Origin of the sequence: Pseudopontixanthobacter vadosimaris (assembly GCF_012979275.1) — a bacterium.
In the GTDB taxonomy this organism is placed as follows: Bacteria; Pseudomonadota; Alphaproteobacteria; order Sphingomonadales; family Sphingomonadaceae; genus Pseudopontixanthobacter; species Pseudopontixanthobacter vadosimaris.
The window spans coordinates 86,772-110,917 of the sequence record NZ_JABASZ010000040.1 but is presented as its reverse complement, the minus strand read 5'-3'; the positions used below and the strand labels follow the sequence as shown (position 1 = coordinate 110,917).

General features: G+C 63.5%; 31 protein-coding genes. 15 read left to right on the top strand and 16 right to left on the bottom strand.

Translation table 11 applies throughout. The annotated features are described in order from the left end of the window. The 4 genes from HG250_RS11385 to HG250_RS11370 are packed head-to-tail and all read right to left on the bottom strand — an operon-like array spanning position 1 to position 2,004. Positions 1-243 (bottom strand): MoaD/ThiS family protein, encoded by a 243-nt coding sequence (locus HG250_RS11385; protein WP_170005433.1) that lies wholly within the window; start codon positions 241-243, stop codon positions 1-3. A 3-nt stretch (positions 244-246) separates the two neighbouring features. Beyond that, positions 247-1,287: a GTP 3',8-cyclase MoaA gene (moaA, locus tag HG250_RS11380; RefSeq protein WP_240957092.1), complete on the bottom strand. Its 1,041-nt coding sequence runs from the start codon at positions 1,285-1,287 to the stop codon at positions 247-249. A gap of 12 nt (positions 1,288-1,299) precedes the next feature. Further along, positions 1,300-1,632 (bottom strand): Rossmann fold domain-containing protein, encoded by a 333-nt coding sequence (locus tag HG250_RS11375; RefSeq protein ID WP_170005432.1) that lies wholly within the window; start codon positions 1,630-1,632, stop codon positions 1,300-1,302. Beyond that, on the bottom strand, positions 1,633-2,004 hold the full coding sequence (locus HG250_RS11370; RefSeq protein WP_170005431.1) for a dihydroneopterin aldolase: 372 nt from the start codon (positions 2,002-2,004) through the stop codon (positions 1,633-1,635). Between the two features lie 151 nt (positions 2,005-2,155). Between HG250_RS11370 and HG250_RS11365 the strand changes: the two genes are divergently transcribed. After that, entirely contained in the window at positions 2,156-2,893 is a 738-nt protein-coding gene (locus HG250_RS11365) for a DUF1499 domain-containing protein (RefSeq protein WP_240957091.1), read from the top strand. A 4-nt stretch (positions 2,894-2,897) separates the two neighbouring features. On the opposite strand, the gene HG250_RS11360 is transcribed toward HG250_RS11365, so the two are convergent. The 10 genes from HG250_RS11360 to coxB all read right to left on the bottom strand — a co-directional run bounded on the left by HG250_RS11360 (position 2,898) and on the right by coxB (position 11,740). Then, the gene (locus tag HG250_RS11360; RefSeq protein WP_170005430.1) at positions 2,898-3,791 is read right to left on the bottom strand and encodes a class I SAM-dependent methyltransferase; all 894 of its coding nucleotides are present in this window, start codon (positions 3,789-3,791) and stop codon (positions 2,898-2,900) included. Beyond that, on the bottom strand, positions 3,791-5,191 hold the full coding sequence (gene thrC, locus HG250_RS11355; protein WP_170005489.1) for a threonine synthase: 1,401 nt from the start codon (positions 5,189-5,191) through the stop codon (positions 3,791-3,793). The genes HG250_RS11360 and thrC overlap by 1 nt, the downstream gene beginning before the upstream one ends. Before the next feature lie 56 nt (positions 5,192-5,247). Continuing rightward, on the bottom strand, positions 5,248-5,826 hold the full coding sequence (locus tag HG250_RS11350; protein ID WP_170005429.1) for an SURF1 family cytochrome oxidase biogenesis protein: 579 nt from the start codon (positions 5,824-5,826) through the stop codon (positions 5,248-5,250). Beyond that, a complete protein-coding gene (locus tag HG250_RS11345) occupies positions 5,823-6,167 on the bottom strand; it encodes a DUF983 domain-containing protein (protein WP_170005488.1) in 345 nt (114 codons plus the stop codon). The genes HG250_RS11350 and HG250_RS11345 overlap by 4 nt, the downstream gene beginning before the upstream one ends. 53 nt (positions 6,168-6,220) lie before the next feature. Continuing rightward, the gene (locus HG250_RS11340) at positions 6,221-7,042 is read right to left on the bottom strand and encodes a cytochrome c oxidase subunit 3 (RefSeq protein ID WP_170005428.1); all 822 of its coding nucleotides are present in this window, start codon (positions 7,040-7,042) and stop codon (positions 6,221-6,223) included. 77 nt (positions 7,043-7,119) lie between these two features. Further along, positions 7,120-7,716 (bottom strand): cytochrome c oxidase assembly protein, encoded by a 597-nt coding sequence (locus HG250_RS11335; RefSeq protein ID WP_170005427.1) that lies wholly within the window; start codon positions 7,714-7,716, stop codon positions 7,120-7,122. 1 nt (position 7,717) lies between these two features. Further along, complete coding sequence (locus HG250_RS13060) at positions 7,718-7,843, bottom strand: hypothetical protein (RefSeq protein WP_277348097.1); 126 nt, start codon at positions 7,841-7,843, stop codon at positions 7,718-7,720. Further along, entirely contained in the window at positions 7,843-8,754 is a 912-nt protein-coding gene (locus tag HG250_RS11330) for a heme o synthase (RefSeq protein WP_170005426.1), read from the bottom strand. The genes HG250_RS13060 and HG250_RS11330 overlap by 1 nt, the downstream gene beginning before the upstream one ends. Before the next feature lie 100 nt (positions 8,755-8,854). Further along, positions 8,855-10,582 (bottom strand): cytochrome c oxidase subunit I, encoded by a 1,728-nt coding sequence (gene ctaD / locus HG250_RS11325; RefSeq protein ID WP_170005425.1) that lies wholly within the window; start codon positions 10,580-10,582, stop codon positions 8,855-8,857. A gap of 33 nt (positions 10,583-10,615) precedes the next feature. Beyond that, entirely contained in the window at positions 10,616-11,740 is a 1,125-nt protein-coding gene (coxB, locus tag HG250_RS11320; RefSeq protein ID WP_240957090.1) for a cytochrome c oxidase subunit II, read from the bottom strand. 264 nt (positions 11,741-12,004) lie between these two features. Between coxB and pyrE the strand changes: the two genes are divergently transcribed. From pyrE to HG250_RS11275, 9 genes are all read left to right on the top strand, one after another. Beyond that, positions 12,005-12,586: an orotate phosphoribosyltransferase gene (gene pyrE, locus HG250_RS11315; protein ID WP_170005424.1), complete on the top strand. Its 582-nt coding sequence runs from the start codon at positions 12,005-12,007 to the stop codon at positions 12,584-12,586. Positions 12,587-12,588: 2 nt separating this feature from the next. After that, positions 12,589-13,338 carry a pyridoxine 5'-phosphate synthase gene (locus tag HG250_RS11310; protein WP_170005423.1) on the top strand — a complete coding sequence of 250 codons (750 nt, stop codon included), beginning with the start codon at positions 12,589-12,591 and terminating at the stop codon, positions 13,336-13,338. Positions 13,339-13,365: 27 nt separating this feature from the next. Next, positions 13,366-13,791 (top strand): holo-ACP synthase, encoded by a 426-nt coding sequence (gene acpS, locus HG250_RS11305; RefSeq protein WP_170005422.1) that lies wholly within the window; start codon positions 13,366-13,368, stop codon positions 13,789-13,791. Further along, a complete protein-coding gene (gene lepB / locus HG250_RS11300) occupies positions 13,769-14,767 on the top strand; it encodes a signal peptidase I (RefSeq protein WP_170005421.1) in 999 nt (332 codons plus the stop codon). Before acpS ends, lepB begins: the two co-directional genes overlap by 23 nt. A 63-nt stretch (positions 14,768-14,830) precedes the next feature. Further along, positions 14,831-15,991 carry an AI-2E family transporter gene (locus HG250_RS11295; RefSeq protein WP_205763617.1) on the top strand — a complete coding sequence of 387 codons (1,161 nt, stop codon included), beginning with the start codon at positions 14,831-14,833 and terminating at the stop codon, positions 15,989-15,991. A 1-nt stretch (position 15,992) separates the two neighbouring features. After that, positions 15,993-17,132, top strand: coding sequence for a DUF3089 domain-containing protein (locus HG250_RS11290; RefSeq protein ID WP_170005420.1), 1,140 nt, complete (start codon positions 15,993-15,995; stop codon positions 17,130-17,132). Further along, positions 17,111-17,593 (top strand): Holliday junction resolvase RuvX, encoded by a 483-nt coding sequence (gene ruvX, locus HG250_RS11285; RefSeq protein ID WP_170005419.1) that lies wholly within the window; start codon positions 17,111-17,113, stop codon positions 17,591-17,593. The genes HG250_RS11290 and ruvX overlap by 22 nt, the downstream gene beginning before the upstream one ends. Before the next feature lie 76 nt (positions 17,594-17,669). Beyond that, positions 17,670-18,158, top strand: a complete 489-nt coding sequence (locus HG250_RS11280; protein WP_170005418.1) for a PaaI family thioesterase — start codon at positions 17,670-17,672, stop codon at positions 18,156-18,158. A gap of 2 nt (positions 18,159-18,160) precedes the next feature. Beyond that, a complete protein-coding gene (locus tag HG250_RS11275; protein ID WP_338103912.1) occupies positions 18,161-18,565 on the top strand; it encodes a PaaI family thioesterase in 405 nt (134 codons plus the stop codon). Between the two features lie 20 nt (positions 18,566-18,585). Here the strand turns inward: HG250_RS11275 and cobS are convergent, their stop codons facing one another. Next, positions 18,586-19,581: a cobaltochelatase subunit CobS gene (gene cobS, locus HG250_RS11270; protein WP_170005416.1), complete on the bottom strand. Its 996-nt coding sequence runs from the start codon at positions 19,579-19,581 to the stop codon at positions 18,586-18,588. A gap of 100 nt (positions 19,582-19,681) precedes the next feature. Here cobS and HG250_RS11265 point away from each other — a divergent pair, with 100 nt between their 5' ends. Next, positions 19,682-20,542 carry an oxygenase MpaB family protein gene (locus HG250_RS11265; RefSeq protein ID WP_170005415.1) on the top strand — a complete coding sequence of 287 codons (861 nt, stop codon included), beginning with the start codon at positions 19,682-19,684 and terminating at the stop codon, positions 20,540-20,542. Between the two features lie 4 nt (positions 20,543-20,546). On the opposite strand, the gene HG250_RS11260 is transcribed toward HG250_RS11265, so the two are convergent. Then, a complete protein-coding gene (locus HG250_RS11260) occupies positions 20,547-21,143 on the bottom strand; it encodes a DnaJ domain-containing protein (RefSeq protein WP_170005414.1) in 597 nt (198 codons plus the stop codon). 52 nt (positions 21,144-21,195) lie between these two features. Between HG250_RS11260 and HG250_RS11255 the strand changes: the two genes are divergently transcribed. From HG250_RS11255 to HG250_RS11240, 4 genes are read left to right on the top strand one after another with little or no spacing between them, the layout of a single operon-like run. Beyond that, positions 21,196-21,495 (top strand): BolA family protein, encoded by a 300-nt coding sequence (locus HG250_RS11255; protein ID WP_170005485.1) that lies wholly within the window; start codon positions 21,196-21,198, stop codon positions 21,493-21,495. Beyond that, positions 21,492-22,394 carry a pirin family protein gene (locus HG250_RS11250; RefSeq protein ID WP_420821332.1) on the top strand — a complete coding sequence of 301 codons (903 nt, stop codon included), beginning with the start codon at positions 21,492-21,494 and terminating at the stop codon, positions 22,392-22,394. Before HG250_RS11255 ends, HG250_RS11250 begins: the two co-directional genes overlap by 4 nt. After that, a complete protein-coding gene (locus tag HG250_RS11245; RefSeq protein ID WP_170005413.1) occupies positions 22,391-23,221 on the top strand; it encodes an SDR family NAD(P)-dependent oxidoreductase in 831 nt (276 codons plus the stop codon). Before HG250_RS11250 ends, HG250_RS11245 begins: the two co-directional genes overlap by 4 nt. After that, positions 23,221-24,144 (top strand): alpha/beta fold hydrolase, encoded by a 924-nt coding sequence (locus HG250_RS11240; protein ID WP_240957089.1) that lies wholly within the window; start codon positions 23,221-23,223, stop codon positions 24,142-24,144. The genes HG250_RS11245 and HG250_RS11240 overlap by 1 nt, the downstream gene beginning before the upstream one ends. Positions 24,145-24,146 lie beyond the last annotated feature (2 nt).

Sequence of the window (24,146 nt, the reverse complement as noted above, 5' to 3'; positions counted from 1 at the left end):
TCAGCCGCCGCTCACCGGGGGCAGCAGCGCGATTTCATCGCCGTCCCGTGCAGACAGGGCGCTCCTGTCCATCAGCAATTCGCCGGCGCAGGCCACATTCACCTTCTCGTCCTGCAGCTGCGCCGCAACGGCAGGCCCAACCGCGCGAATCAGACCGGGCCAGTCGAGCGGCCCCTCGACCATGCGCTCGGCCGCACCGGCGAGGTCTTGTAACGGCCCCAGAAACAGGATCCTGACCGCCATTCGTCAGCCGCCGGTCATGGACATGTGCCGGGGCTGCGCGGGGCGCTGCCCATGCGCATCGATGCGGAAGGCGTGGCGGGCAGGCTTTATCCGCATCGCCTGATCGAGAGCGTCATCCAGCGCGCCTTCCGGGTCGGCCGAGCGGATGGCCGCCCGCAGATCCACCTGTTCGCCGCCGCCGAGGCAGGGGTAGAGCTGCCCGGTGGTGGTCACGCGGATCCGATTGCAGCCTTCGCAGAAATTCTGCGTCAGCGGCGTGATGAGGCCGAGCCTGCCGCCGGTTTCCTCCACGTCGAAATAGCGCGCGGGGCCGCCCGTGCGATAGCTGCTCGACCGCAGGGTCCAGCGCGCCTCGAGCCGGTCACGCACAGCCGACAGCGGCAGATAATGATCCATCCGGTCGCCATCCACCTCGCCCAGCGGCATGACTTCGATCAATGTGATCTCATGTCCCTCGCCATGCGCCCAGCCGATCAGATCGGGAAGTTCGATCTCGTTCAGCCCTTTCAGCGCCACGGTGTTGAGCTTGACCTTCAATCCGGCGGCGCGCGCGGCGGCGATGCCGGCAAGCACCTGTTCCAGCCGGTCGCGCCGCGTCAGACGCTTGAACAGCGCCGGGTCGATTGTGTCGAGCGACACGTTCACCCGCTCCACGCCCGCATCGGCCAGCGCAGACGCATGTTCGGCAAGCTGCGTTCCATTGGTGGTCAGCGTCAGCTCGTCCAGCCCTTCGCCAAGCCTGCGGCCCAGGGCGCGGACAAGGTCCATCATGTCGCGCCGGACCAGCGGTTCGCCGCCTGTCAGGCGGATCCTGCGGATGCCGCGGTCGATGAACCCCAGTGCCAGATGGTGCAGTTCATCCAGGGTGAGCACCTCGTTTCGCGGCAGGAACTGCATCTTTTCGGGCATGCAATAGGTGCAGCGCAGATCGCAGCGATCAGTGACCGACAGCCGAAGATAGGTGATATGCCGCGCGAACGCGTCTACGAGCGGGGCGGGACGGTCTGTGGCCGATGATTTCGCGGTTTGGCGCATTTCGCTCATGATGCCACAAAGCTAGGCGTCCGCAGTCGTTCCCGCAAGCTTCAGCAACTGGCCGGTCACGCCGGGCGCATCGCTCAGGAAACGGATCGCCGAGGCGATGGCCGCAGCGTCGCCGCCGGCGATCATGTTGACGCGGTGCGGGGTGGATCGCCGGGCAAGGTCGCGTATGGCGGCCCTGCGCCAGTCGTCGTGATCGTAAGGCGCCCCCGGCATTTGCAGCAGCAAGGCAGGTGCGTTTTTCAGCAGCGCCAGAGCCTGCGGCATCCATTCGAGATGGAAAGCCGCCGCCGCTTCGATGGCATGCGGCGCAAGCCCCCCGACCTTCAGAACGACCTGTTCTCCCATTCAGCGCCGTTCCCGGCGCAGGGTGATGCCGATCTTTTCATTTTCTTCCGCAATCGCCAGCTTCACGATCTTCACCGTGACGGCCTGCACCCGCAGGTCCTGCAGGAACAGCGTTTCGCAGATATGGTCGGCCACCGCCTCGATCAGCTTGAAATGCGTAGCGGGCGGCAGAGCTTCACGCGCGGCGAATTTCAGGTCCATGTAATTCTTGCTGGCGTCCAGCGGCGTATCGGGCAGGTAGCGGTCGGCAATCTGCATCTCCGCATCGATGGAGATTCGCAGCGGCTGCGGCTTGCCGGTTTCTTCCGAATAGATGCCGGTTAGCACATCCACCTCGAGATCGGCAATCTGGAGCATCAATCTATCGGGCAATGGAAGGCACTTTCTGCTGCTGGCGGTCACGAATTCGCGGCTTTGCAGCACTTGGCGGCGCTGTCCAGTGGCGGGCAAGCGAACGGTTTGCCGCTTGACGCCAGCGACCGGCGGGCGACATGGTGCAGAACGGGGCTGGAGAGGGGAATATATGATGCGCAGGCAGAAAGTCTTTGCAGCCCTGGGGCTGATCGCCCTCATCATTTCCGTCGCTGTCTGGATCCTGGCGATCGGCGGCGCGACCGCGGCCCGTCTGGACATTCTGCCGAAGATCGACGGCTTTCGCGGCCTTTTCTACGCTGCACCGCTCGCCGCCTTCGGTGCGATCTTTGCGCTGCTCGTTCTGATCGCCGGCCGGATCATGCAGCGGGTGAGCGTGCGGCGCGCGCTTGTCGGCTTGCTGCTGTCGGCCGGATTTCTCCTGCTGGTCGCCATCGTGATCCTGCCCACCCGCGATCTGCCGCCCCTGCACGACATTACCACCGACACCGCAAACCCGCCGCAATTCACCACGCTCCCCCTGCGCGAAGACAATCTGGCAGGCGTGGACACATTGGCCAACTGGCGACGCCTGCATGAAGACGCCTATGGCGATCTCGACAGCGTGATCGTGCCGATGAATGTTGCGGACACCATCGACCGTGCCGCGGCACTGGCGCGGGAGAAAGGCTGGACCATCGCCGCTGTGGACCCTGCCGCCGGAAGGCTGGAGGCAACGGCCTATGCCTCTTATCTGCGGTTCGAAGACGATGTCGTGCTGCGCGTTACGCCGGCGCCCGGTGGCGGCAGCGTGGTCGACATGCGCTCGGTCAGCCGTGTGGGTGCCAGCGATCTGGGCAAGAATGCGGAGCGTATTCGCGATTTCCTGCGCGACCTCGCTGCGGCCTGAATCGTCAGTCCCGCCGCCAGCGCGCGAAGATCGCGGTGGGTAGCAGGCGGCCTCCCTCGCCTTCTTCCCGCATGGCGAGATCGCCATGCTCGACCTGGCCCGGCAGATCGGAGAACAGCTCGTTCAGCAGCCCGCCCAGCGCCAGGCTGGACATCCGCACGGCATAGACGGTGAGGAACAGGAAACGGCTGTCCGCATCCAGCAACTGCCGGCAATTGGCCACCAGCGGGGCGAGGCAATCCTCGAGCCGCCAGGTCTCGTGTTTCGGCCCACGTCCGAATTTCGGGGGATCGAGGATGATGCCGTCATAACGGCGCCCTCGCCTGACCTCACGCGCGGTAAACTTTGCCGCATCGTCCACCAGCCAGCGGATCGGCCGGTCTTCCATTCCCGACAGCGTGGCGTTTTCCCGCGCCTGCGCCACAGATTTCTTTGACGCATCGACATGGGTAACCGGCCCGCACTGGCTGAGCGCCAGCGACCCGACCCCGGTATAGCCGAACAGGTTCAGCGTTTCGGCATCATCGCGCCCGGCAAGCTGCGCCCGCATCCAGTCCCATACCGGCGCCATGTCGGGGAAAAATCCCAGATGCCTGAACGGTGTGCGCTGCGCGGCGAAGCGCACTTCCTTCCAGCGCATCGGCCAGCCCCCATCGGGAACCTGCGGGTTGCCGGTCCAGCGACCGCCGCCATCCTCATCCGATGCCGGGATGAAGGCGCTGTCCGCCTGCCACTCGCCGCCGACCATGCGCGGCGACCAGAGAGCCTGAGCTTCGGGACGGGTGAATTCGAACGGGCCGAAACGCTCGTGCTTGCGCCCGTCGCCGCTGTCGATCAGACCGTAATCGGGCCAGGCTGCGCCCTCCAAGATCAAGGGCCGGTCGTGTAGCGTCGCCATCAGCGCGCCGGGGTCGCATGAGCAGCGACATATTCGGCGACTGCGGCATAATCGTTGGGCAGATGCGTGAATCTCTCCTCCAGCGCGAACAGATCTCCGACCCTTTCGGGTAATTCGGGGCGCCGCCCTGTCGCCTCCTCTACCGCATCCGGGAATTTCGCCGGATGCGCTGTGGCGAGGGTGACGACAGGCACTTGCGGCGGCAGATCGGATTGTAGCGCCGCATGCAGGCCGATGGCGGTATGCGGATCGATAGCTTGCCCGCAATGTTCATTCGCCCAACGCATTGCGCGGAGCATATCATCGTGATCGGCGCGGGCGCTGCGGAACAATTCGCCGGTGCCGGCAATCTGCAGGTCGGACAGGCGCATCGCCCGCTGATCCTCGAAATTCGCCATCTGCGCCTGCATGCCCACGCCGTCGCGCCCGCCCGCTTCGAACAGCAGCCTTTCGAAGTTCGAACTGATCTGGATATCCATTGACGGTGCCGCCGTGGGAGTGACCTCTCCTGCGGAATAGTCGCCCGTGCTCAGCGCCCGGTGCGCAATATCGTTGACATTGGTGGCGACGATCAGCCGCTCGATCGGCAGGCCCATGCGTGCGGCGACATAACCTGCGAACACATCGCCGAAATTGCCGGTGGGAACGGAGAAAGCGACTCGCCGACCCGGCGCGCCCAGTTGCAGCGCCGCCGCAAAATAATAGACCACCTGCGCCATCAGACGCGCCCAGTTGATGGAATTGACCGCACCGATGCGGAAGCGGCCGTTCATCGCCTGATCCGCAAACATGCGCTTCACCATCGCCTGAGCGTCGTCGAAACTGCCGTCGATGGCGATATTGTGCACATTTCCGGCATGAACGGTGGTCATCTGCCGCCGCTGCACGTCGCTGACCCGGCCTGCGGGGTGGATCATGAAGATAACGACTTTTGCACGGTCCGCCACCGCGTGAATGGCTGCCGATCCGGTGTCGCCGCTGGTTGCCCCGACGATCGTCAGATGACTGTCGGATCGGGCGAGGAATTCTTCGAACAGGAGACCCAGCATCTGTAGCGCGACATCCTTGAACGCCAGCGTCGGTCCGTGGAACAGTTCCAGCAACCAATGCTGCGCGCTCAGCTGGACGAGCGGGGTGACTGCGTCATGAGCAAAGCCGCCGTAAGCCGTGTTACACAGGCTGCGCAGCCGGTCCTGCGTCAGGCTCTCGCCAACGAAGGGCGCCATGATGCGCGCGGCCAGTTCGGGATAGGGAAGCCCGACCATTGCCGCCATTTCGGCTGCTGAAAAGCGCGGCCATGCATCGGGAAGGAACAGACCTCCGTCAGAAGCGAGACCGGTCAGGGTCACGCCTTCAAAATCGAGTGCTTCGGCGCCGCCGCGAGTGGAGATATATTGCATGACGGGGGTGGGGTAGCGAGCGAAAGGGGCGCGCGCAAGCGAGCGCCCTGCCCGGATCACTCCCTGCCGGAAGGGCGCAACCGGCGCCGGACGGCCAGGAAGTAGATCGCCAGCGCGGTAACGGCGAAGAAGAACCACTGTCCGGCATAGGCAAGGTGGTTGTTGGGCAGATCGTTGGGATCCGGCTTCGCCAATTGCCCCAGCCCGGCGAGCGGCGGGTTCGCCACCAGAGTCCCGCTGGACGAGATGATTCCTCTTGCCTCGCCGCCGCTCCATTCAGGCGTCTGGGGATCGCGGGAGAACCCGAGAGCGACATCGCCCGTGCGCCCGCCGTCCAGCGCACAATGCGCCACATGCATCCAGCCGCGCGTGCCCTGCGCGCTTGTTCCCGCGCCCGATCGCATAGCCAGCACCGCCACGCAGTCCACGCTGCTCCGGCGATATCGCGCGGCTTCAATCTCCGCCTGCGTCGTAGGAAATTCGACAGCGGTTTCGATCCCGTCGGCAGCCCTGTACCGGTCGAGCAGGTCAGCCTTCCATTCGGCTCGGCCAAGCTGCCAGAATCCCAACGCCATCATCGTGGCCACCGCCATGCCGACGATAATCGTCGGGAGTATGGGAAAGCGGCGGATCATCGCTCGCCGCGCCCGGCTTCCCCTGCGCCCTGCCGAAACTCTGCGCGCAGAAGGGCGGTCTTGGAAAACCGCAACCCTCCCAAAATGGCGAGGATGGTCAGGGGAACCCAGAGGGTCACGTGAACGTAAAAGGGCGGCTGCACCGCGATTTCGAGCCACATGGCAAGCCCAACCATCAGCGCACCGATGATGAGGGTGAGGAAAGCGGCCGGCCCGTCGCCAACATTGAAGCGCGTAAAATCAAGCTGGCAGGCGCGGCAACGATCGGCGAACCGCACGATGCCAGCGAATAGCGTCCGCCCCTCGCAACGCGGGCATTGTCCCAGGACGGATGCGACGATCCAGTGAACGGCCTTTCGCGGTTCGCCGGTGTCGGGCGTCCTGCGTGCAGCCGTCAATGCAGTTCGGCGCCCCACCCGCCCCAGACATAGACGGTGACGTAGAGGAACAGCCACACCACGTCGACGAAATGCCAGTACCAGGCTGCCGCCTCGAAGCCGAAATGCTGCCGAGGAGTAAAATGCCCCTTGTTGGCGCGGACGAGGCAGACGATCAGAAAGATCGTGCCGATCAGCACGTGAACACCGTGGAAGCCGGTCGCCATGTAGAAGGCCGAACTGTAGGTATTACCGCCGAAATCGAACGGGGCATGAAGGTATTCATAGGCCTGGATGAAGCTGAACAGCACGCCAAGCGCAATCGTCAGCATCAGGCCCTTCTTCAGACCGTCCCTGTCGCCGTGGATCAGGGCGTGATGCGCCCAGGTGACCGTCGTTCCCGAACAGAGCAGGATCAGCGTGTTCAGCAGCGGCAGATCGAAGGGGTCGATCACCGCCTCGATCGCCTCGGGCGGCCAGACGCCGCCGACGACTTCGGACAATTCGCTGGGGAACAGGGCGAAGTCGAACCAGCTCCAGAACCAGCCCACGAAGAACATCACTTCCGAAGCGATGAACAGGATCATGCCGTAGCGGAAATGCAACTGCACGACCGGCTTGTGATAGCCTGCCTGCGCTTCCTTCACGATATTGCCGAACCAGCTGAAGAAGGTGGCGATCAGGCCTGCGATCCCCAGGCCCATGACCAGCCAGGCATTCGCCATCTCATGCATGTAGAACACGAGGCCGGTTGTGAAGGTGAGCGCCGACATCGAGGCGACCAGCGGCCAGATGTCCGGCGGCAGGATGTGGTAATCGTGGTTCGTGTTGCCGGCCATGAGAAGATTCGTCCTGATCTTGTCGGTTGTGCGTGTTGCTGCTGCCTGTAGGCTGCGGCACGGGTTCGGTCCAGAGGCTAGGAGGCGCTATCCTCTGCCTCGATTGCCTTGTGGAAGGTGTAGCTCAGCGTGATCTGCTCGACATTCTTCGCGTTCTCGTCCTGCAGGATAGCGGGATCGACATAATACAGGACCGGCATCCGAACTTCCTCGCCCGGCTGCAACGTCTGCTCCGTGAAGCAGAAGCACTGGACCTTGTTGAAATACTTACCCGTCTGCTCCGGCTCGACATTGAAGGTCGCCGTGCCGGTGATCGGTACGTCGGAATTGTTGCGGGCGATGTAGAATGCCATGTCCCGCTGACCGATCTGGACGGTGTCCGTCGCCTGTTCCGGCCCGAACGACCAGGGCACATCGCGGGCGATATTGCCGTCGAACCGCACGGAAATCGTCGGAGATCCGGCGCTTTGGGCAAGCTGCGATGCAAGATCGGCATCGGCGATGCTGGCCCGCTGTGTCGTGCCGCCAAAACCGGTCACCTGGCAGAAGATGCGATAAAGCGGCACCGCGGCGTAACCGAGTCCGAGCATCCCGACAGCCGCCGCCAGAGCGATCAGAGCGACACGCAGATTACGGCTCTGCACGGTTGAAGCAGGATAGCTGCCGGCGTTCATCTCACTCTCCGATCCGCACGATCGTGATCGCGTAGAACAGAATGACAAAGAACACGAGCAACCCGCCAAGCGCATAATTGCGGCTGGTGCGGCGGCGCTTCAGTTCGGTTTCATCTTCCGGCGTCATTACAGATAACCCTGCCCGTAAATGACACGATCCGCAACCAGGATGCCGAACAGCGCAAAAAGATAGATGATGCTGAATGCAAAAAGGCGTTTCTCCGGCTTCATAGGATCATCGGGTGCCGATGTTCGGAAGGCGACCGGCACGGACAGCATCAGGAAAGCGGCTGACAAAGCCAGGGCCGCGATGCCGTAGATCGCGCCAGTGCCGCCGATGAACCACGGCGTGGCAGCCAGCGGCAGAAGAAGGGCGGCATAGACGATGATCTGAAGACGAGTAGACTTTTCTCCCCGGACGACGGGCATCATGGGAATGCCGACCTTCGCATAATCGGACTGCACGAACAGCGCCAGCGCCCAGAAATGCGGCGGCGTCCAGAAGAAGATGATTGCGAACAGCAAAACCGGCATGGCAGTGATTTCGCCGGTGACGGCAATCCAGCCGATAAGTGGCGGAAAGGCGCCCGCGCCCCCGCCGATCACGATGTTCTGCGGCGTGCGGGGCTTCAGCCATATCGTATAGATGACCGCATAATAGACGATCGAGATCGCGAGGATGACGGCCGCCAGCCAGTGGATCGCCACGCCCATGATCCCAACCGAGGCGGCGGACAGGGCAATCCCGAAATCGCGGGCATCGATCCGTGCCAGTCGTCCCGCGGGAATGGGCCGGTGTGCCGTGCGCTTCATCCCGGCATCGATATCGGATTCCCACCACTGATTAAGCGCCGCAGCACCCCCAGCGCCCAACGCGATGCACAGGATGGCGGTAAAACCCAGCACCGGGTGGATCGATCCAGGTGCAGCCAGCAGGCCGCACAACCCGGTGAAGATGACCAGCGTCATCACGCGCGGCTTCGTCAAGGCGAAGAAGTCGCGCCAGTCCGCAGGCAGGGTTTGGGCGAGCACGCTCATGGCAGGACGCTTGTGCTTGTTCCTTTCGACAAGGGGAGGATAGGCCGGACCGGCTTACCCTCCCCTTGCATAATCCTAGCCGCAGCCGGGCAGGATGACCTCAGACGGTGGCCGGCCGGTCGCCGGCGCGGGGCAGGTGATTGTGATAGTCATGATCGTCCTCGATCACCGGCAGCGTCTCGAACTGGTGATAGGGCGGCGGGCTGGACAGGCTCCATTCCAGCGTGGTCGCACCTTCACCCCAGTAATTGGGCGCAGCCCTCTTGCCAGCTGTGAACGCGTAAACGAGGTTCACGAAGAACACACCCATGCTGGCCGCCATGACATAATAGCCGAGCGAGGAGATCTCGTTCCAATACTGGAAGGCCGGGGTGTAATCGGGATAGCGGCGCGGCATCCCCTGCATCCCGAGGAAATGCTGCGGGAAGAAGATGATGTTCACGCCGATGAAGAACAACCAGAAATGGATGTGCGAAAGCAATTCGCTATGCCAGCGGCCGCTCATCTTGGGGAACCAGTAATAGAAGCCCGCGAACAGCGAGAACACTGCACCCATCGACAGAACGTAATGGAAATGAGCCACCACGTAATAGGTGTCGTGCAGATTGTCGTCGATGCCGCCATTCGCCAGCACCACGCCGGTGACGCCGCCCACGGTAAACAGGAAGATGAAGCCCAGCGCCCATACCATCGGGCTCTTGAAGGTCAGGCTGCCGCCCCACATTGTGGCGATCCAGCTGAAGATCTTCACGCCGGTCGGCACCGCGATCACCATCGTGGCCGCCGTGAAATACATCTTGGTATTCACGTCCAGACCCACGGTATACATGTGGTGCGCCCAGACGACGAAGCCGACTACGCCGATCGCGACCATGGCATAGGCCATGCCGAGATACCCGAAAACGGGCTTGCGGCTGAAGGTCGCGACAATCTGGCTGACCATGCCGAAACCGGGCAGGATCATGATGTAGACTTCGGGGTGGCCGAAGAACCAGAACAGATGCTGGTAGAGAACCGGGTCGCCGCCGCCGGCCGCATCGAAGAAGGTCGTGCCGAAATTACGGTCGGTAATCAGCATCGTGATCGCCGCCGCAAGGACCGGCAGTGCGAGCAACAGAAGGAATGCGGTAACCAGAACCGACCAGACGAACAGCGGCATCTTGTGCAGGGTCATTCCCGGCGCGCGCATGTTGAAGATGGTCGTGATGAAGTTGATGGCACCGAGGATCGAGGCGATCCCGGCGAGATGCAGCGCGAAGATGGAGAAGTCGACTGCCGGCCCCTGCGACCCGCTGGTCGAAAGGGGCGCATAGACGGTCCAGCCCGTACCCGCACCGAGGCCGGTACCGCCCGGCACGAACATCGAGAACATCAGCGAAAGGAAGCCGGCCACGGTCAGCCAGAACGAAATATTGTTCATCCTGGGGAACGCCATGTCGGGCGCGCCGATCATCAACGGAACGAACCAGTTGCCGAACCCGCCGATCATGGCGGGCATGACCATGAAGAACACCATGATCAGGCCATGCGCCGTAATCAGCACATTCCACATGTGCAGATTGACGTCGAAGGACGCTTCGCCGCCGAGCAGGTTAACCCAGAAGCCGAGAAACTGGATGCCGGGTTCGTGCAGTTCGGCACGCATGATCCCCGAGATAGCGCCACCGATGATGCCGGCGCAGATCGCGAAGATCAGGTAAAGCGTGCCGATATCCTTGTGGTTCGTCGACATGAACCAGCGCGCAAAGAAGCCCGGCTTGTGATCGGCATCGTGCGAAGCGTCATGATGATCGCTGTGAGCCTGGAAATTATCGGCGGTGGTAGCCATTTTCTGTCTCTGACCTGCTTCTAGCGTAAATCGTTACATCGTCGTCGGGCGCGAGGGCGCGGTGTCCTCGGTCGGCGGAGCGCCTGCCCCCGGTGCGCCGGGCAGCGAGCTTTCGGGCTCCTGCAGCGGCGCGAGTTCCGGTGCGGCTTCTTCCTCGCCGCCCACCGTCCCGCCTTGCGAACGCACCCACGCTTCCCATTGCGGACGCGGCAAAGCCTCGACCACCAGCGGCATATAAGCATGACGCGCACCGCACAATTCGAAACACTGGCCGTAATATATGCCGGGCTCGTTGATGAACAAGCGCCGCTCGTTCAGGCGGCCAGGCACCGCGTCAAGCTTGAACCAGAGCGACGGCACGCCGAAGGAATGGATCACGTCGGCCCCGGTCGTCTGGATCCGCAGCCATTCACCGGCCGGGACTACCATGCGATTATCCACGGCAGCCTGCGCCGGCTCTCCCCGGGCGATCGCATCGCTTTTATCAAGCATGTTGGAGATGACTTCGAAGCCGCCATTATCGGGATAGGTGAAGCCCCAGTACCATTGATAGCCGGTTGCCTTGATGGTCACCGCGTCTTCGGCAGGCGGTTCGTACTGGCGGGCGAGAAGCGTGATGGAGGGCACCGCGATCGCCACCAGGATGAGCACCGGCACGAGCGTCCAGACAACCTCGATCAGCGTATTGTGGCTTGTCTTGGACGGGACCGGATTGGCCTTGCGGCGATAGCGGGTCACGACCCAGAGAAGCAGGCCGAGAACGAACAGGCAGACCACCGTGATGAGGGGCAGCAGAATTGCGTTGTGCATCCAGTTCGCATATTCACCATCCGGCGTGTATTGATCCTGAAAACCTATGGCGCCGCTTTCCGGCGCGCCCTTGATCCAGCTGGGGTCGAGGGGTGTATAGGCATCGCTGCCCGGCGCAGCTTCGACCGTGGAGCCATCCGCCGCGTCGGCCGGGTCCACCTGTCCTGGAGCGACTTCCGCCTGCGGATTTTCCGCCGGTGCGACCGGCACGTCTGCCGCAGAGGGGACCGTAGCGGCCTGAGCCACCGCAAGCTGCGGCGCCAGGGCAATCGCAAGAGCCAGCAACATGGCAGACATGGCGGTCAGCAGATTGCGCAACATGGGGCGGGTGATCTCACCAGAATTCATCGGGTCGGACACTTTCCGTTTACAGGCCATTCACGTCGGCCCGTTTTCGGACCGTATTTCTTGGGCATCGAGCCATGCTGGCACGGCCGGTCAGGCTCCGCGTGCAGACCCTGTTTGGAGCGCCTATACGCAAGCTTGCCCCTCGCCTCAAGCGCTTCTAGGGACATTTTTCGCCAGCCGGCGGCGCGTCACTGCGGAATACAGCTTGCCGTACCGTCGCCGATGCCAAGCTGGCGCGAACGAGCCGAGACGAAGGACGAGAGCATGACCGAAGACACCGTATTGGCAGAATTCCGCGCGAGCGAAGCGCTGCTCTCGGGCCATTTCATCCTGTCTTCAGGGCGGCACAGCGCGAATTACCTGCAATGCGCCCGCGTGCTGATGGACCCGGACCGCGCGGGCCGCCTGGCGCTCGCTCTGGCGCAGAAGCTGCCGCGCGAATTGCGTGCGGAGATCGACAGGGTCGTCTCTCCCGCCATGGGCGGCATCATCATCGGGCATGAACTGGGCCGGACGCTCGGCAAGGAGGCAATCTTCCTCGAACGCCCGACCGGCACTTTCGAACTGCGCCGCGGCTTCCGAATCGAACCGGGCGAGAAGGTGCTGCTGGTCGAGGATGTGGTGACCACCGGATTATCGTCGCGCGAAGCGATCGCCGCGGTTGAAAAGGATGGCGGGGAAGTCCTCGCCCTCGCCGCGCTGGTCGACCGCACTCTGGGCGAGGCCGAACTGCCGGTGCCCTTCATCCCGCTCGTGGCCATCAATTTCCCGACCTATGCGCCAGAAGACGTTCCGGCCGAACTGGCGCGAATTCCCGTGACGAAGCCCGGCAGCCGCAGGAACTGACGGTGGCCTCTCACTCATCCGGCGAACGGGAGCGCAAGCTGCGCCTCGGGGTCAATATCGATCATGTCGCGACGATCAGGAATGCGCGCGGCGGCGATCACCCCGACCCGGTGCGGGCAGCGCAGATCGTCGCGGAATGCGGCGGCGACGGGATTACCGCCCATCTGCGCGAGGACCGGCGGCACATCCGTGACGACGATCTGAAGCGTATCCAGGCCGCAACCGATCTGCCGCTGAACCTTGAAATGGCTGCGACCCCGGAAATGCTGGAGATCGCCTTGCGCCATCGCCCTCATGCCGCCTGTATCGTTCCCGAAAAGCGCGAGGAGCGGACGACAGAAGGCGGTCTGGACGCGGCGGGGCTGCACAATCAGCTCTCACCGCTGGTCTGGAAGCTGAAGGACCACGGCATCCGCGTCAGCCTGTTCATTGCGCCGGACCCCCGGCAGCTGGAAGCGGCGATCCGCATGGGCGTGCCGGTGGTGGAATTCCACACCGGCGAATATGCGAATGCGAGTGGCGAGACACGAGGCGCCGAGCTGCGCCGGATTGCCGACATGGCGGCCCTGGCGGCAAAAAACGGCATCGAACCGCATGCGGGCCACGGCCTCACCTATGACAATGTCCAGGCGATTGCCGCCATACCGCAACTGGCGGAGCTCAATATCGGGCATTACCTGATTGGCGAGGCCGTGTTCGTCGGCCTTGCCCCGGCGGTGCTGCGGATGCGCGAATTGATGGACAATTCCTGATGGCCGAAATTCGATGAAGACCACGCGATGATTATCGGCCTGGGCTCCGACCTCTGTAATATCGAACGAATTCAGAACTCTCTCGACCGGTTCGGAGAACGGTTCGAGAACCGGGTGTTCACGGCCACGGAACGCGCCCGCGCACGGCGGCGGCCCTTCACCATCGCCGGCACCTATGCCAAACGCTTCGCCGCCAAGGAGGCATTTTCCAAGGCTGTCGGAACCGGATTCAGACGCGGCGTGTTCATGAGGGACATCGGTGTGATCAACGCCCCTTCGGGCGCGCCGACGCTCGCGCTGTCGGGCGGTGCCGCCGCCCGGCTGGGAGAACTGACGCCTGCGGGCTTCAGCATCGCCATTCATCTTACCCTCACGGACGATCACCCATGGGCGCAGGCCTTCGTGATCCTGGAAGCAGTACCCCTGACCGATGCCCTCTCCCACACTGACTGATCCCGCTCTTCCGCGCACGGCATCGCTTTCGCCGCAATCGCCCCCTGGCGAGCGACGGGAGATCGCGCGCGAAGGAGCCGGGCGGCCCGTCAGCGGCAGGTCGGAAGATAGCGGGGGCGATGTAAACTGGGGCGCGGAATTGCGCGGTCTTCTGCTGATGATCCTGGCCGTGCTGGGCTTCCACAGCCTGGTGGCGAAGCCTTTTTACATCCCCAGCCAGTCGATGGTGCCCAATCTGCTGGTCGGCGACCGTCTGGTGGTCAGCAAATATCCTTATGGCTGGTCGTGGGTCAGCGCGAGTTTTCATGTCCTGCCGAGAAGCGACGCCCGGCTGTTTCCCGCGAATCCGGAATATGGCGATATCGTCATCGCCGTGCCGCCCGGGCGTGACGAGGATTACATCAAGCGCGTCGTCGGCTTGCCGGGCGACCGGATCGCCGTGGTGAACGGCCAGATCGTGCTGAACGGAACGCCGGTTCCGCAATTGGTAGAACCCTCCATCGACATCCCCGTCGATGCAAACGCGCCCTGCCTTGCCGATGTCTACCCCGGCGCAAAGCGCCTCCTGGCTTCGGGTGCGGCGGTTTGCGAACTGCCCACCTATCGCGAAATCATGCCGAACGGCGCGACCTATCTGATCGTGGACCACCGGACGCAGGCGCTCGACAACATGGCAGAAATCGCCATACCCGCAGGGCACGTCTTCCTGATGGGCGACAATCGCGACGAATCCGCCGACAGCCGTGCCGAGGCGTGGGAGAGCGGTCTTGGCGGCCCGGTTCCGCTGGAAAATGTCGGCGGCCGCGCGGAATTCATCACCTTTTCGCTCGATGGCAGCACCGGGTGGAATCCGGTCACCTGGTTTACGTCCTTGCGTGAAGGACGGGCCTGGACCACACTGCGCCCTGCCCTCGCCGCGAGTGCGATCGAACCCTCGCAAGACGAAGGGGTCGCGCAGGCGGCGAATGGCGAATGATGATCGGCAGCGTATCGGCAATGCGATGCGGCTGCTCCGCATGCGGCTGACAGGGGAAACATCTTGAGCGAAGACGGCCGCAGTTCGGTCGGGTTGGAAGGGAATGATTACATCCCCTCCGAACGGCCCACCGGGGCCAGCCCGACCCGCATCAGCAACCCGCAATTGCAGCAGGAGGCGAAGCGCGCGCTGGTCTGGGCCAGCGTGATCGGCCTCATCATCCTCTGCATCTGGATTTCGCAATCGCTGCTCGTGATTTTCGGTGCCTTCGTATTCGCCGCCATGGTGGATGGCGGGGCGCGCCTGCTCGGCAGGGCTGTACCGATCTCACGCACGATACGCATTGGCATCGTCCTGCTGCTGACCGGCGCCTTCTTCGTATGGCTGTTCTGGTATGGAGGCACCCGGGTTTCGCAGGAAGCGGCACAATTTCCACAAATAATAAACCGGCAGTTACTTGATCTGATCGCCTATCTACAGGGCCGTGGCTTCGATATCGGACCCGACATCGTGCGGACCATGCTGGAGCAGATGGCGAGCGGCGTCGGAACGGTAACGCGCGTGATCGGCGGCCTGTTCGGCGGTTTTGCCACCATGCTGCTGATCCTGATCATCGGCATCTACATGGCGCTCGAACCCGATCTTTACGAACGCGGCTTCGCCTGGCTGATCCCCAGCGCCCAGCGCGAGAACTTCTACATCACCGCCAGCCGGATGGCCGCGACCATGCGGCGGCTGATGGCCGGGCGGTTGCTTGGCATGCTGGTCGAAGGCATCTTCACCTGGGCGCTGCTCGCCTGGTATGGCGTACCGATGGCTGCATTGCTGGGCATCATTACCGGGCTGCTCGCCTTTGTCCCCAATGTCGGCGCGATCGTATCCGGATTGCTGATGGTGACCGTGGGATTCTCCGGCGGCGTCGACATGGGCCTGTTCACTATCTTCGTGTATTTTCTCGTTCAGACGATCGACGGTTATATCCTCGTGCCGATGATCGCGCGCAAGACGGTCGACCTGGCGCCGGGCCTCGTGCTTGCCATGCAGCTGATCATGGGCGTCCTGTTCGGGCTGATCGGCCTGTTCCTTGCCGACCCGCTGCTGGCCATGATCAAGGTCGCGCTGGAAAGACGCGCGGAACTGAACAGCAAGGAAGACGAATCGATCGATACTACCGGCGCACCTGACCCCGCCGCGGCGAATGCGACCACGTTGGGAAGCCGATAGGATGGCGCGCAAGTTCCTTTATGTCATCGCGGGCCTGATCGTCCTTGCCATAGCAGGCGCCTTCGCCCTCGCCATTTGGGGCAAGGAGCTTCAGAAGATGGCCTTCGTCCCCGGCGACGGCTTCGTCGAGCAGGAGCGATTGGCCGACAACGCCTATCGGTCGACCGATATGTGGATCTCGCGCCCGGGCATCGGTCTCGACGATCCTGCACGCTGGCAGCCCGCGACACGCGGCGAAGCGCGCGACGTGCCGACGGCAGACGAGAACAATCCGGAATTTGTGGTCTTTTTCGTCCATCCGACCAGTTTTCTCGAACGCACCAGCTGGAATGCGGCGCTGGAGGATGCACAATCGGCACGCATCGCCGAAGTCTACGTTCGCGGCATGGCCAGTCCGTTCAACCAGGCGAGCGAGATTTGGGCGCCGAGATACAGGCAGGCGACCTTCGGCGCATTCCTGACCGATTCGCCCGATTCCGAGGCTGCGATCGACACTGCCTATGAAGATGTCGCGCAGGCCTTCGCCTTTTTCGTCGACAGCATCGGGCCCGACATGCCGATCGTGCTCGCCGGCCACAGTCAGGGGGCGCTGCATCTGATGAGCCTGCTTCAGCGCAGGATCGCCGGGACCGCGCTGGAAGACCGGATCGCCGCCGCCTATCTGGTCGGCTGGCCGATTTCGGTCGCGCATGATCTGCCCGCACTCGGCCTGCCGGCCTGCGCGACGGCGGGACAGGCGAATTGCATTGCCAGCTGGTCCAGCTACGCCGAACCGGCGGATCCTTCGGCCCTCATCGAAACCTACAGCGAATCTCGCGGGCTGGACGGAGAGCTGCGAGGAGACAGCGGCATCGTCTGCACCAATCCGATCAGCGGAACGGCCAATGGCACAGCGCCCGCCTCGGCCAATCTCGGCAGCCTGGTTCCGGACACGGACCTGACCGACGGGGAACTGGTGCCGCGCTATGTCCCCGCGCGCTGTGATGACCGCGGCCTGCTGCTGATCGGACCGCCGCCAGAGATGGGTGCCGCAGTGCTGCCCGGCAACAATTATCATGTCTATGACGTTCCGCTGTTCTGGCGGAACCTGCAACGCGACGTCGCGCAAAGGGTTGGATCATGGACGAAACAGCCCCGGTAACTACCGAATTTTCCACTTTCCGTGATCTTCTGCCGGATGGTGGAGTGCTGCTGGCACTCGATATCGGCACGAAGACGATCGGCACCGCCTTTTGCGATGCAGGCTGGCGATTTGCGACGGCGGGCAAGACCCTGCCGCGGGGGAAGTTCGCCAAGGACAAGGCAGTGCTGGCTGAACTGGCGAAAAGCCGGGGGGTCGCCGGCCTGGTCATCGGCCTGCCGTTGAATATGGATGGCAGCGAAGGTCCGCGCGCGCAGGCAAGCCGTGCCTATGCCCGCAATCTGGCGACGCTGAACGTGCCGGTCCTGCTCTGGGACGAACGGTGGTCCACCTCCAGCGCGGAACGGGACATGATCGGACAGGAGGTCAGCCGCCGCAAGCGTGCCGAACGGATCGACAGCCATGCCGCGGCTGTCATTCTCCAGGCCGCGATCGATGCGCTGGCCGGCGGCATCTTCTAGGGCGCGCAAGTTAGCATTTCGGCAGCAGTCCCGTTAGATATTGTAATCGGCGGCCCTTCGCCGCAGAAGCGCGGCCATGAACAACGCTGAACCCACATCCAGCTCGCGCGGCGAGAACGTGCAGGATGCGCGCCGCACCCGCTTCGATCCGGCAGCAGCCGCGCCCTTGCTGTTGTCGCAGAACCACGGCGGATGGCTGGGGCTGCGTTATCGCGATCACGGGCCGGACTGGGCCGAACTGGAATTGCCCTGGCGTGCCGATCTCATCGGCGAAGCGTCGCGCGACGTTTTGGCATCCGGCCCGATCGTCAGCCTGATGGACATGGCATCGGGCATGAGCGTGTGGGTGAAGATGGGCGAATTCCGCGCTATCGCGACGCTCGACCTGCGAGTCGATTACATGCGCCCTTCGAAAGAAGGCGCGAATGTCATCGGCCGTGCGGAATGTTACCGCCTGACCAATTCCGCCGCTTTCGTGCGCGGCATAGCGCATGATGGCGATGCGGACGACCCGGTGGCGCATATCGCCGGATCCTTCATGGCGATCATGGGACAAAGGCTATGACGATGAGCGAAACGCCTGATAGTCTCACTCCCTATGCGCGTTCGCTCGGCATCGAGATTGCTGACGAGACCGGCGACGCCCCCATCCTGCTCCTGCCGTTCACCAGCATCGCGGAAGGGCGGCCGGGCGTATTGCACGGCGGCGCCACCAGCGGCCTGCTCGAAACTGCCGGCTATGCCGCCCTGCGGCTGGAACTCGGCAGGGTGGGCCGCGACCATCGGTTAAAGCCGATCAATGTGACGGTGCAATTCCTCAGCGCCGCGAAAAAGCGGCCGACCTATGCCCTTGGCCGGGTGACCCGCGCAGGCCGCCGCAATGCGAATATCGTGGTGGAGGCATGGCAGGACGACCGGACCCGCCCCGTGGCCACTGCGGTGATGAATGTGCTGATGACCACGCCCGACTAGCTGTCGGGCCGCGCCGAGCGTCAGCCGTTCTTGCCGACGATGCTTTCGGGCAGTTCCTCACCGAAGACGCGCTGGTAATATTCGGCCACCAGCATCCGTTCCGCCTCGTCGCATTTGTTGAGGAAGCTGAGGCGGAATGCGAAGCCGATATCCTTGAAGATGGCGGTATTCTGCGCCCAGGTGATGACGGTGCGCGGGCTCATTACAGTCGAAATGTCACCATTGATGAAGCCCTGCCGCGTCAGATCGGCAACGCGGATCATGCTGGCGATCTGCGCCCTGTCGGCATCGGGGTTCTTGGCCGCGACGATGTCCTGTTCGGTTTCCCGAGGCAGATAGTTGAGGCCGATGACGATGTTCCAGCGGTCCATCTGGCCCTGGTTGATCGCCTGCGTACCGTGATACAGCCCGCTGGTGTCGCCAAGGCCCACCGTATTCGCCGTGGCGAACAGGCGGAAATGCGGATCGGGGCGAATGACGCGGTTCTGGTCCAGCAGGGTCAGCTTGCCCTCGTTCTCCAGCACGCGCTGGATGACGAACATCACGTCGGGGCGCCCGGCGTCATATTCGTCGAACACCAGCGCCACGGGATGCTGCAGCGCCCAGGGGAGCAGCCCTTCGCGGAACTCGGTCACCTGCAATCCATCGCGCAGCACGATGGCATCGCGCCCGACCAGATCGATCCGGCTGATATGCGCGTCGAGATTGATGCGGATGCACGGCCAGTTCAGGCGTGCTGCGACCTGCTCGATATGAGTCGATTTGCCGGTGCCGTGATAGCCCTGCACCATCACCCGGCGGTTGAAGGCGAAACCGGCCAGGATGGCGAGCGTCGTGTCCGGATCGAAGACGTAATTTTCGTCGAGGTCGGGAACCCGGTCGTCAGCCTTCGAGAAGGCGGGAACCTGCCAGTCCATGTCGATCCCGAAAGTGTCGCGCACATCCACGCTGGTGTCGGGTGCTGCCAGCACGGTTTTCTCGGCGGCGTCGAAGCTCTTGTCGGTCATTTCGTTCATTGCCCCTGTGGCCTAGAGAAGGCGGCGGCCCCTCGCAAGCGCCTGGCACCGCATTTTCTGTGGCACCGCATGTCGACCCCATGCGTATATATAATCACGAATGGCCCTGCTCGACACATTCCTTGCCCCGCCGGCAGACCGGCTGCGCGACGCGGTGGTCCGTAGAGTGCGGGCGACGTTCAACGACACCTCCCGCGGCCAGACGCCGGTGCCGCCGTCCGTTGACGCGCTGTTCCCGCCCGATTCGCCCATCCGCATGGTGCATGCCGACATAACGGCCATGATGGTCGGCGGAATACGCGGTTTGCTGCTGCAGATGCTGCACCCCCATGCCCTGCAGGGGGTTCTCGACCATTCGAATTTCCGCGCCGACATGCACGGCCGGTTGCGGCGCACGGCCCGCTTCATCGCGACGACGACCTTCGGCCAGCAGGATAATGCGCGGCAAGCTATCAAGAGGGTGAACGCGATCCACGAACGGGTTTCGGGCACCCTTCCCGATGGCACGCCCTATTCGGCGCGCGATCCCGAAACGCTGGCCTTCGTGCATCTGGCCGAAGCGACGAGCTTCCTGGCGGCCTATCGCCGCTATGTCCGCCCTGCCATGCCAATGGCCGAGCAGGACGAATATTTCCGGCAATTTGCCGTCATCGCGCGTCTGCTGGATGCCGATCCGGTGCCCGAAACCCGCAGCGAAGCGGAACGCATGATGAGGGCGATGCGCGGGCATCTGCGCGCATCGCCCGAAGCGCGCGAGGTCGCCGATCTGGTGCTGAACCAGCGGCCCGAAGGTGCGCCGGTGCTGGTGCAGCAGATGCTGGGCGGTGCCGCCGTCGACCTGCTGCCGCCGTTCGCCCGCGCCATGCTGGGCCTGCGCAATCCGCCGCTGGGTGCATTGGGCGCGCGGATTGCGACCGACGGCATGGGCCGCACGTTGCGCTGGGCTTTTCGCCAGAACTAACCGATCAGGTAAAGGCTGCCGATTTCTTCAGCAGCTGATAGGCTTCCACCACCTGCTGCAAACGCCCTTCGAAACCGCGGTCGCCGCCATTGCGGTCGGGATGATAGCGGCGCACGAGTTCGGAATAGCGGCGGCGGAGATCCTTCCGGTCCGTCGCCATGCCAAGCCCCATTATGTCCAGCGCGCGCGCCTCATGCGCGGTAAATCGGTTTCGCGCTGCGGCACCGGCCGAACGATGACCTCCGCGCTCCCGAATGGCATCGGCCCGCGCGTTGATCGCATCGAGCGGGTCCGCGAAATCGGCCCAGCGCGGCATCGCATCGCTCATCGCATCGACGCGAAAAGCGCGGGTTTCGCTGGCCCACCCGGCCCCCGGCGCCTGAGCCGCGTAGATTTCCTCGGCGCTCATGCCTTCGAACCAGTCGTATCCGGCATTGAATTCGCGCACATGTTCAAGGCAGAACCAGCGCCAGTCGCCCGGCCCGTCGAAACCCGAACCGCGCCCGCCCGGCGCGCGGAATTCACCCGCTTCGCCGCAGCCCGGTCTTTCGCAGCTTCGCCCGTCGCTTTCGTATCTTCCATGGAACTTAGTGTATGCCACGCCCTTAGGATGGTAGGTGCAAAGCGAAATGGAAGGCTTGACAATGACGAAAATGCAATCCGATCCCGGCCCTCTTGCGCAGGAGATCCACGAACGGCTGGAAGCGGCGCTGACGCCGATCACCCTGGAGGTGGTGAATGACAGTGCATCGCATGCGGGCCATTCCGGCGATGACGGCAGCGGCGAATCGCACTTCACCGTCATCGTGGAAAGCGCGGCTTTTGCGGGTCAGGGCAGGCTGCAGCGGCAGCGGCTGGTCAACAACGCGCTGGGCGACATTCCGGGGCAGCGGGTTCATGCGCTCGCCATCAAGGCCTATGCACCCGGTGAATATCGCGGCGAGGCATCATGAGCATGTCAAGCCTGCAGACGATCACGCCCGTCACGCATGACCTCGGCCAGTTCAAGGTGCGCCGCGCTCTGCCTGCAAAGGAGCGGACGATGGTCGGCCCCTTCATCTTCGTGGATGAATTCGGCCCGGCCCGGCTGGATGCGGGACAGGGGATGGATGTGCGCCCCCATCCGCATATCAACCTGGCGACCGTGACCTGGCTGTTCGGCGGCGAACATGCCGGCGCTATCGAGCACCGCGACAGCCTCGGCACGCTGGCCACCATCCGGCCCGGCCAGGTCAATCTGATGACGGCGGGCACCGGCATCGTCCATTCCGAACGCAGCCCGCAGGGCGAGCGCGGGGACGGCCCGCGCCTTTACGGCATGCAGACCTGGCTCGCCCTGCCCGACGGGCGCGAGGAGATCGCACCGGCATTCGAGGCGCGGCGCGACCTGCCCGTGATCGACGCGGACGGTGCGAAGGCCACGATCATCATGGGCAAATTGTGGGGCAGCCGTTCGCCCGTCACCACCTATGCCGAAACGATCAACGCGCAGATTGCACTGGACGCAGGCGGCGCCATTCCGATCGAGGCGGGCGCCGACGAACGCGCGATCATGCTGGTCGGCGGCGATGCAGCTCTTGGCGGCACCGGGCTCACCCTTTACGACCTGGTCGTGCTTGCGCCGGGGGAGGAGATGGTTCGGCGGTCGGACAATGGAGGGCTTGCCATGTTGCTCGGCGGAGAAGCCTTTGCGACGAGGCGCCATGTATGGTGGAACTTCGTCAGTTCCGATCCGGACCGCATCGTACAGGCGAAGAAAGACTGGAAAGCCGGGAGATTTGCAAAAGTGCCCGGAGACAGCGAAGAATACATTCCCATCCCCGACCACCCCAGGACTGTGAGCTACCCATGACGAACACGATCTGGATCACCGGCGCATCCTCGGGCATCGGCCGCGCGCTGGCGATGGAATATGCCGGGCGCGGCAAAACGGTGGACGGGGAGGCTATCGCGCTCATCCTGTCGGGCCGGGACGAAGACAGGCTGGCAGCGGTTGCGGAGGAAATTCCCTGCGAAACCATGGTCCTGCCATTTGAGGTGACCGACGAGGCAGCGATGCGCGGCGCGGTTCGCAAGGCCGAAGGCTGGCGCGACGGGGTGGATATGCTGGTCAATAATGCCGGGATCTCGCAGCGTTCGCGGGCCATGAACACGCAGATGGATGTCTACCGCCGCATCATGGACATCGATCTCCTCGCCCCCATCGCGCTGACGCAGGAAGTGCTTGGCGGCATGGTATCGCGCGGAACGGGCAAGCTGGTCTTCATGGCATCGATCGCGGGCAAGGTCGGGGTTCCGCTGCGCACGGCCTATTGCGCGGCGAAACACGGGCTGGTCGGCTATGCCGATGCGCTGCGGACGGAACTGTCGGTTACCGGCATCGATGTGCATGTCGTCGCGCCCGGATCGGTCGCCACCGATATATCACGCAACGCCCTCGGCCCGGATGGCGGCCGGCGCGGGGTGAGCGACAAGGCCATCGACGAAGGCATTCCGCCCACAGAAGCGGCGCGCATCATCGCCGATGCCATCGCGCTCAACCAGCGTGAAATCATCGTCGCGCGCGGCATGGAAGAAGCCATGGGCGAATTGCGGCGGACTCCGGACCAACTGTTCGACCAGATGGCGAATATGGTGGCCAAGGGATATATGGAGAAAATGGAACCGCATGGTTCCTGATGGGAGAAGACAGGATGGAACAGCGCCGGATAGACCTTGCGAACGGCATTCACCTCGACGTGGTGGATACCGGCACGCCAGCGGATCGGCCGGACGCGCCGGCACTCATCTTCCTCCACGGCTTTCCAGAATCGCACCGTACATGGCGGCACCAGATCGCCCATCTGCGGGATCGCTACCGCTGCATCGCGCCCGACCAGCGCGGCTATCGCAATTCGTCGAAGCCGCAGGACGTGGCAAGCTACACCCCCGATAAATTGATCGGCGACATCTTCCTGCTGGCAGCCGAGTTGGGCATTCCGGAATTCACCATCATCGGTCATGACTGGGGCGGCGCAATCGCCTGGGGTATCGCCCTGGCCGGGCAGGGGACCGGACGCGTCACGCGTGCCGTGATCGCCAACGCGCCGCATCCGGCGATTTTCCAGCGGCTGCTCTATACCGACCGGCAGCAGCGGGAATCCAGCCAGTACATGCGCGGCTTCCGCGATACGGCAAACGATGCCCTGGTGCGCGAACACGGGCTGACCGGAATTCTGATGAAGGAGGTCAGATGGGACCGCCCGTCGGCAATGGAGCCTGAAGAGCGCGAGGCGCTGATGGAGGACTGGCAGGACCGGGACGCGGCATTCGGCATGCTGAACTGGTACCGCGCGTCCCCGGTCAAGGTGCCGGCCATGGATGAACCCTTCGCCCTGCCGGACGATTACAGCCCGCCTGCCCTGCCCGATCTTGCCATTCCCACGCTGGTCATCTGGGGAATGGACGATTCCGCTCTGCCGCCTGCCAATCTCGACGGCCTGGATGCGGTGATCGACGATCTCACCATCGTCAAAGTGCCTGAAAGCGGGCATTTCGTAACTTGGGAAGCGCCGGATAAGGTGAATGCCGCGCTGGATGAGTTCCTCGCCCGAACCGACTGAAC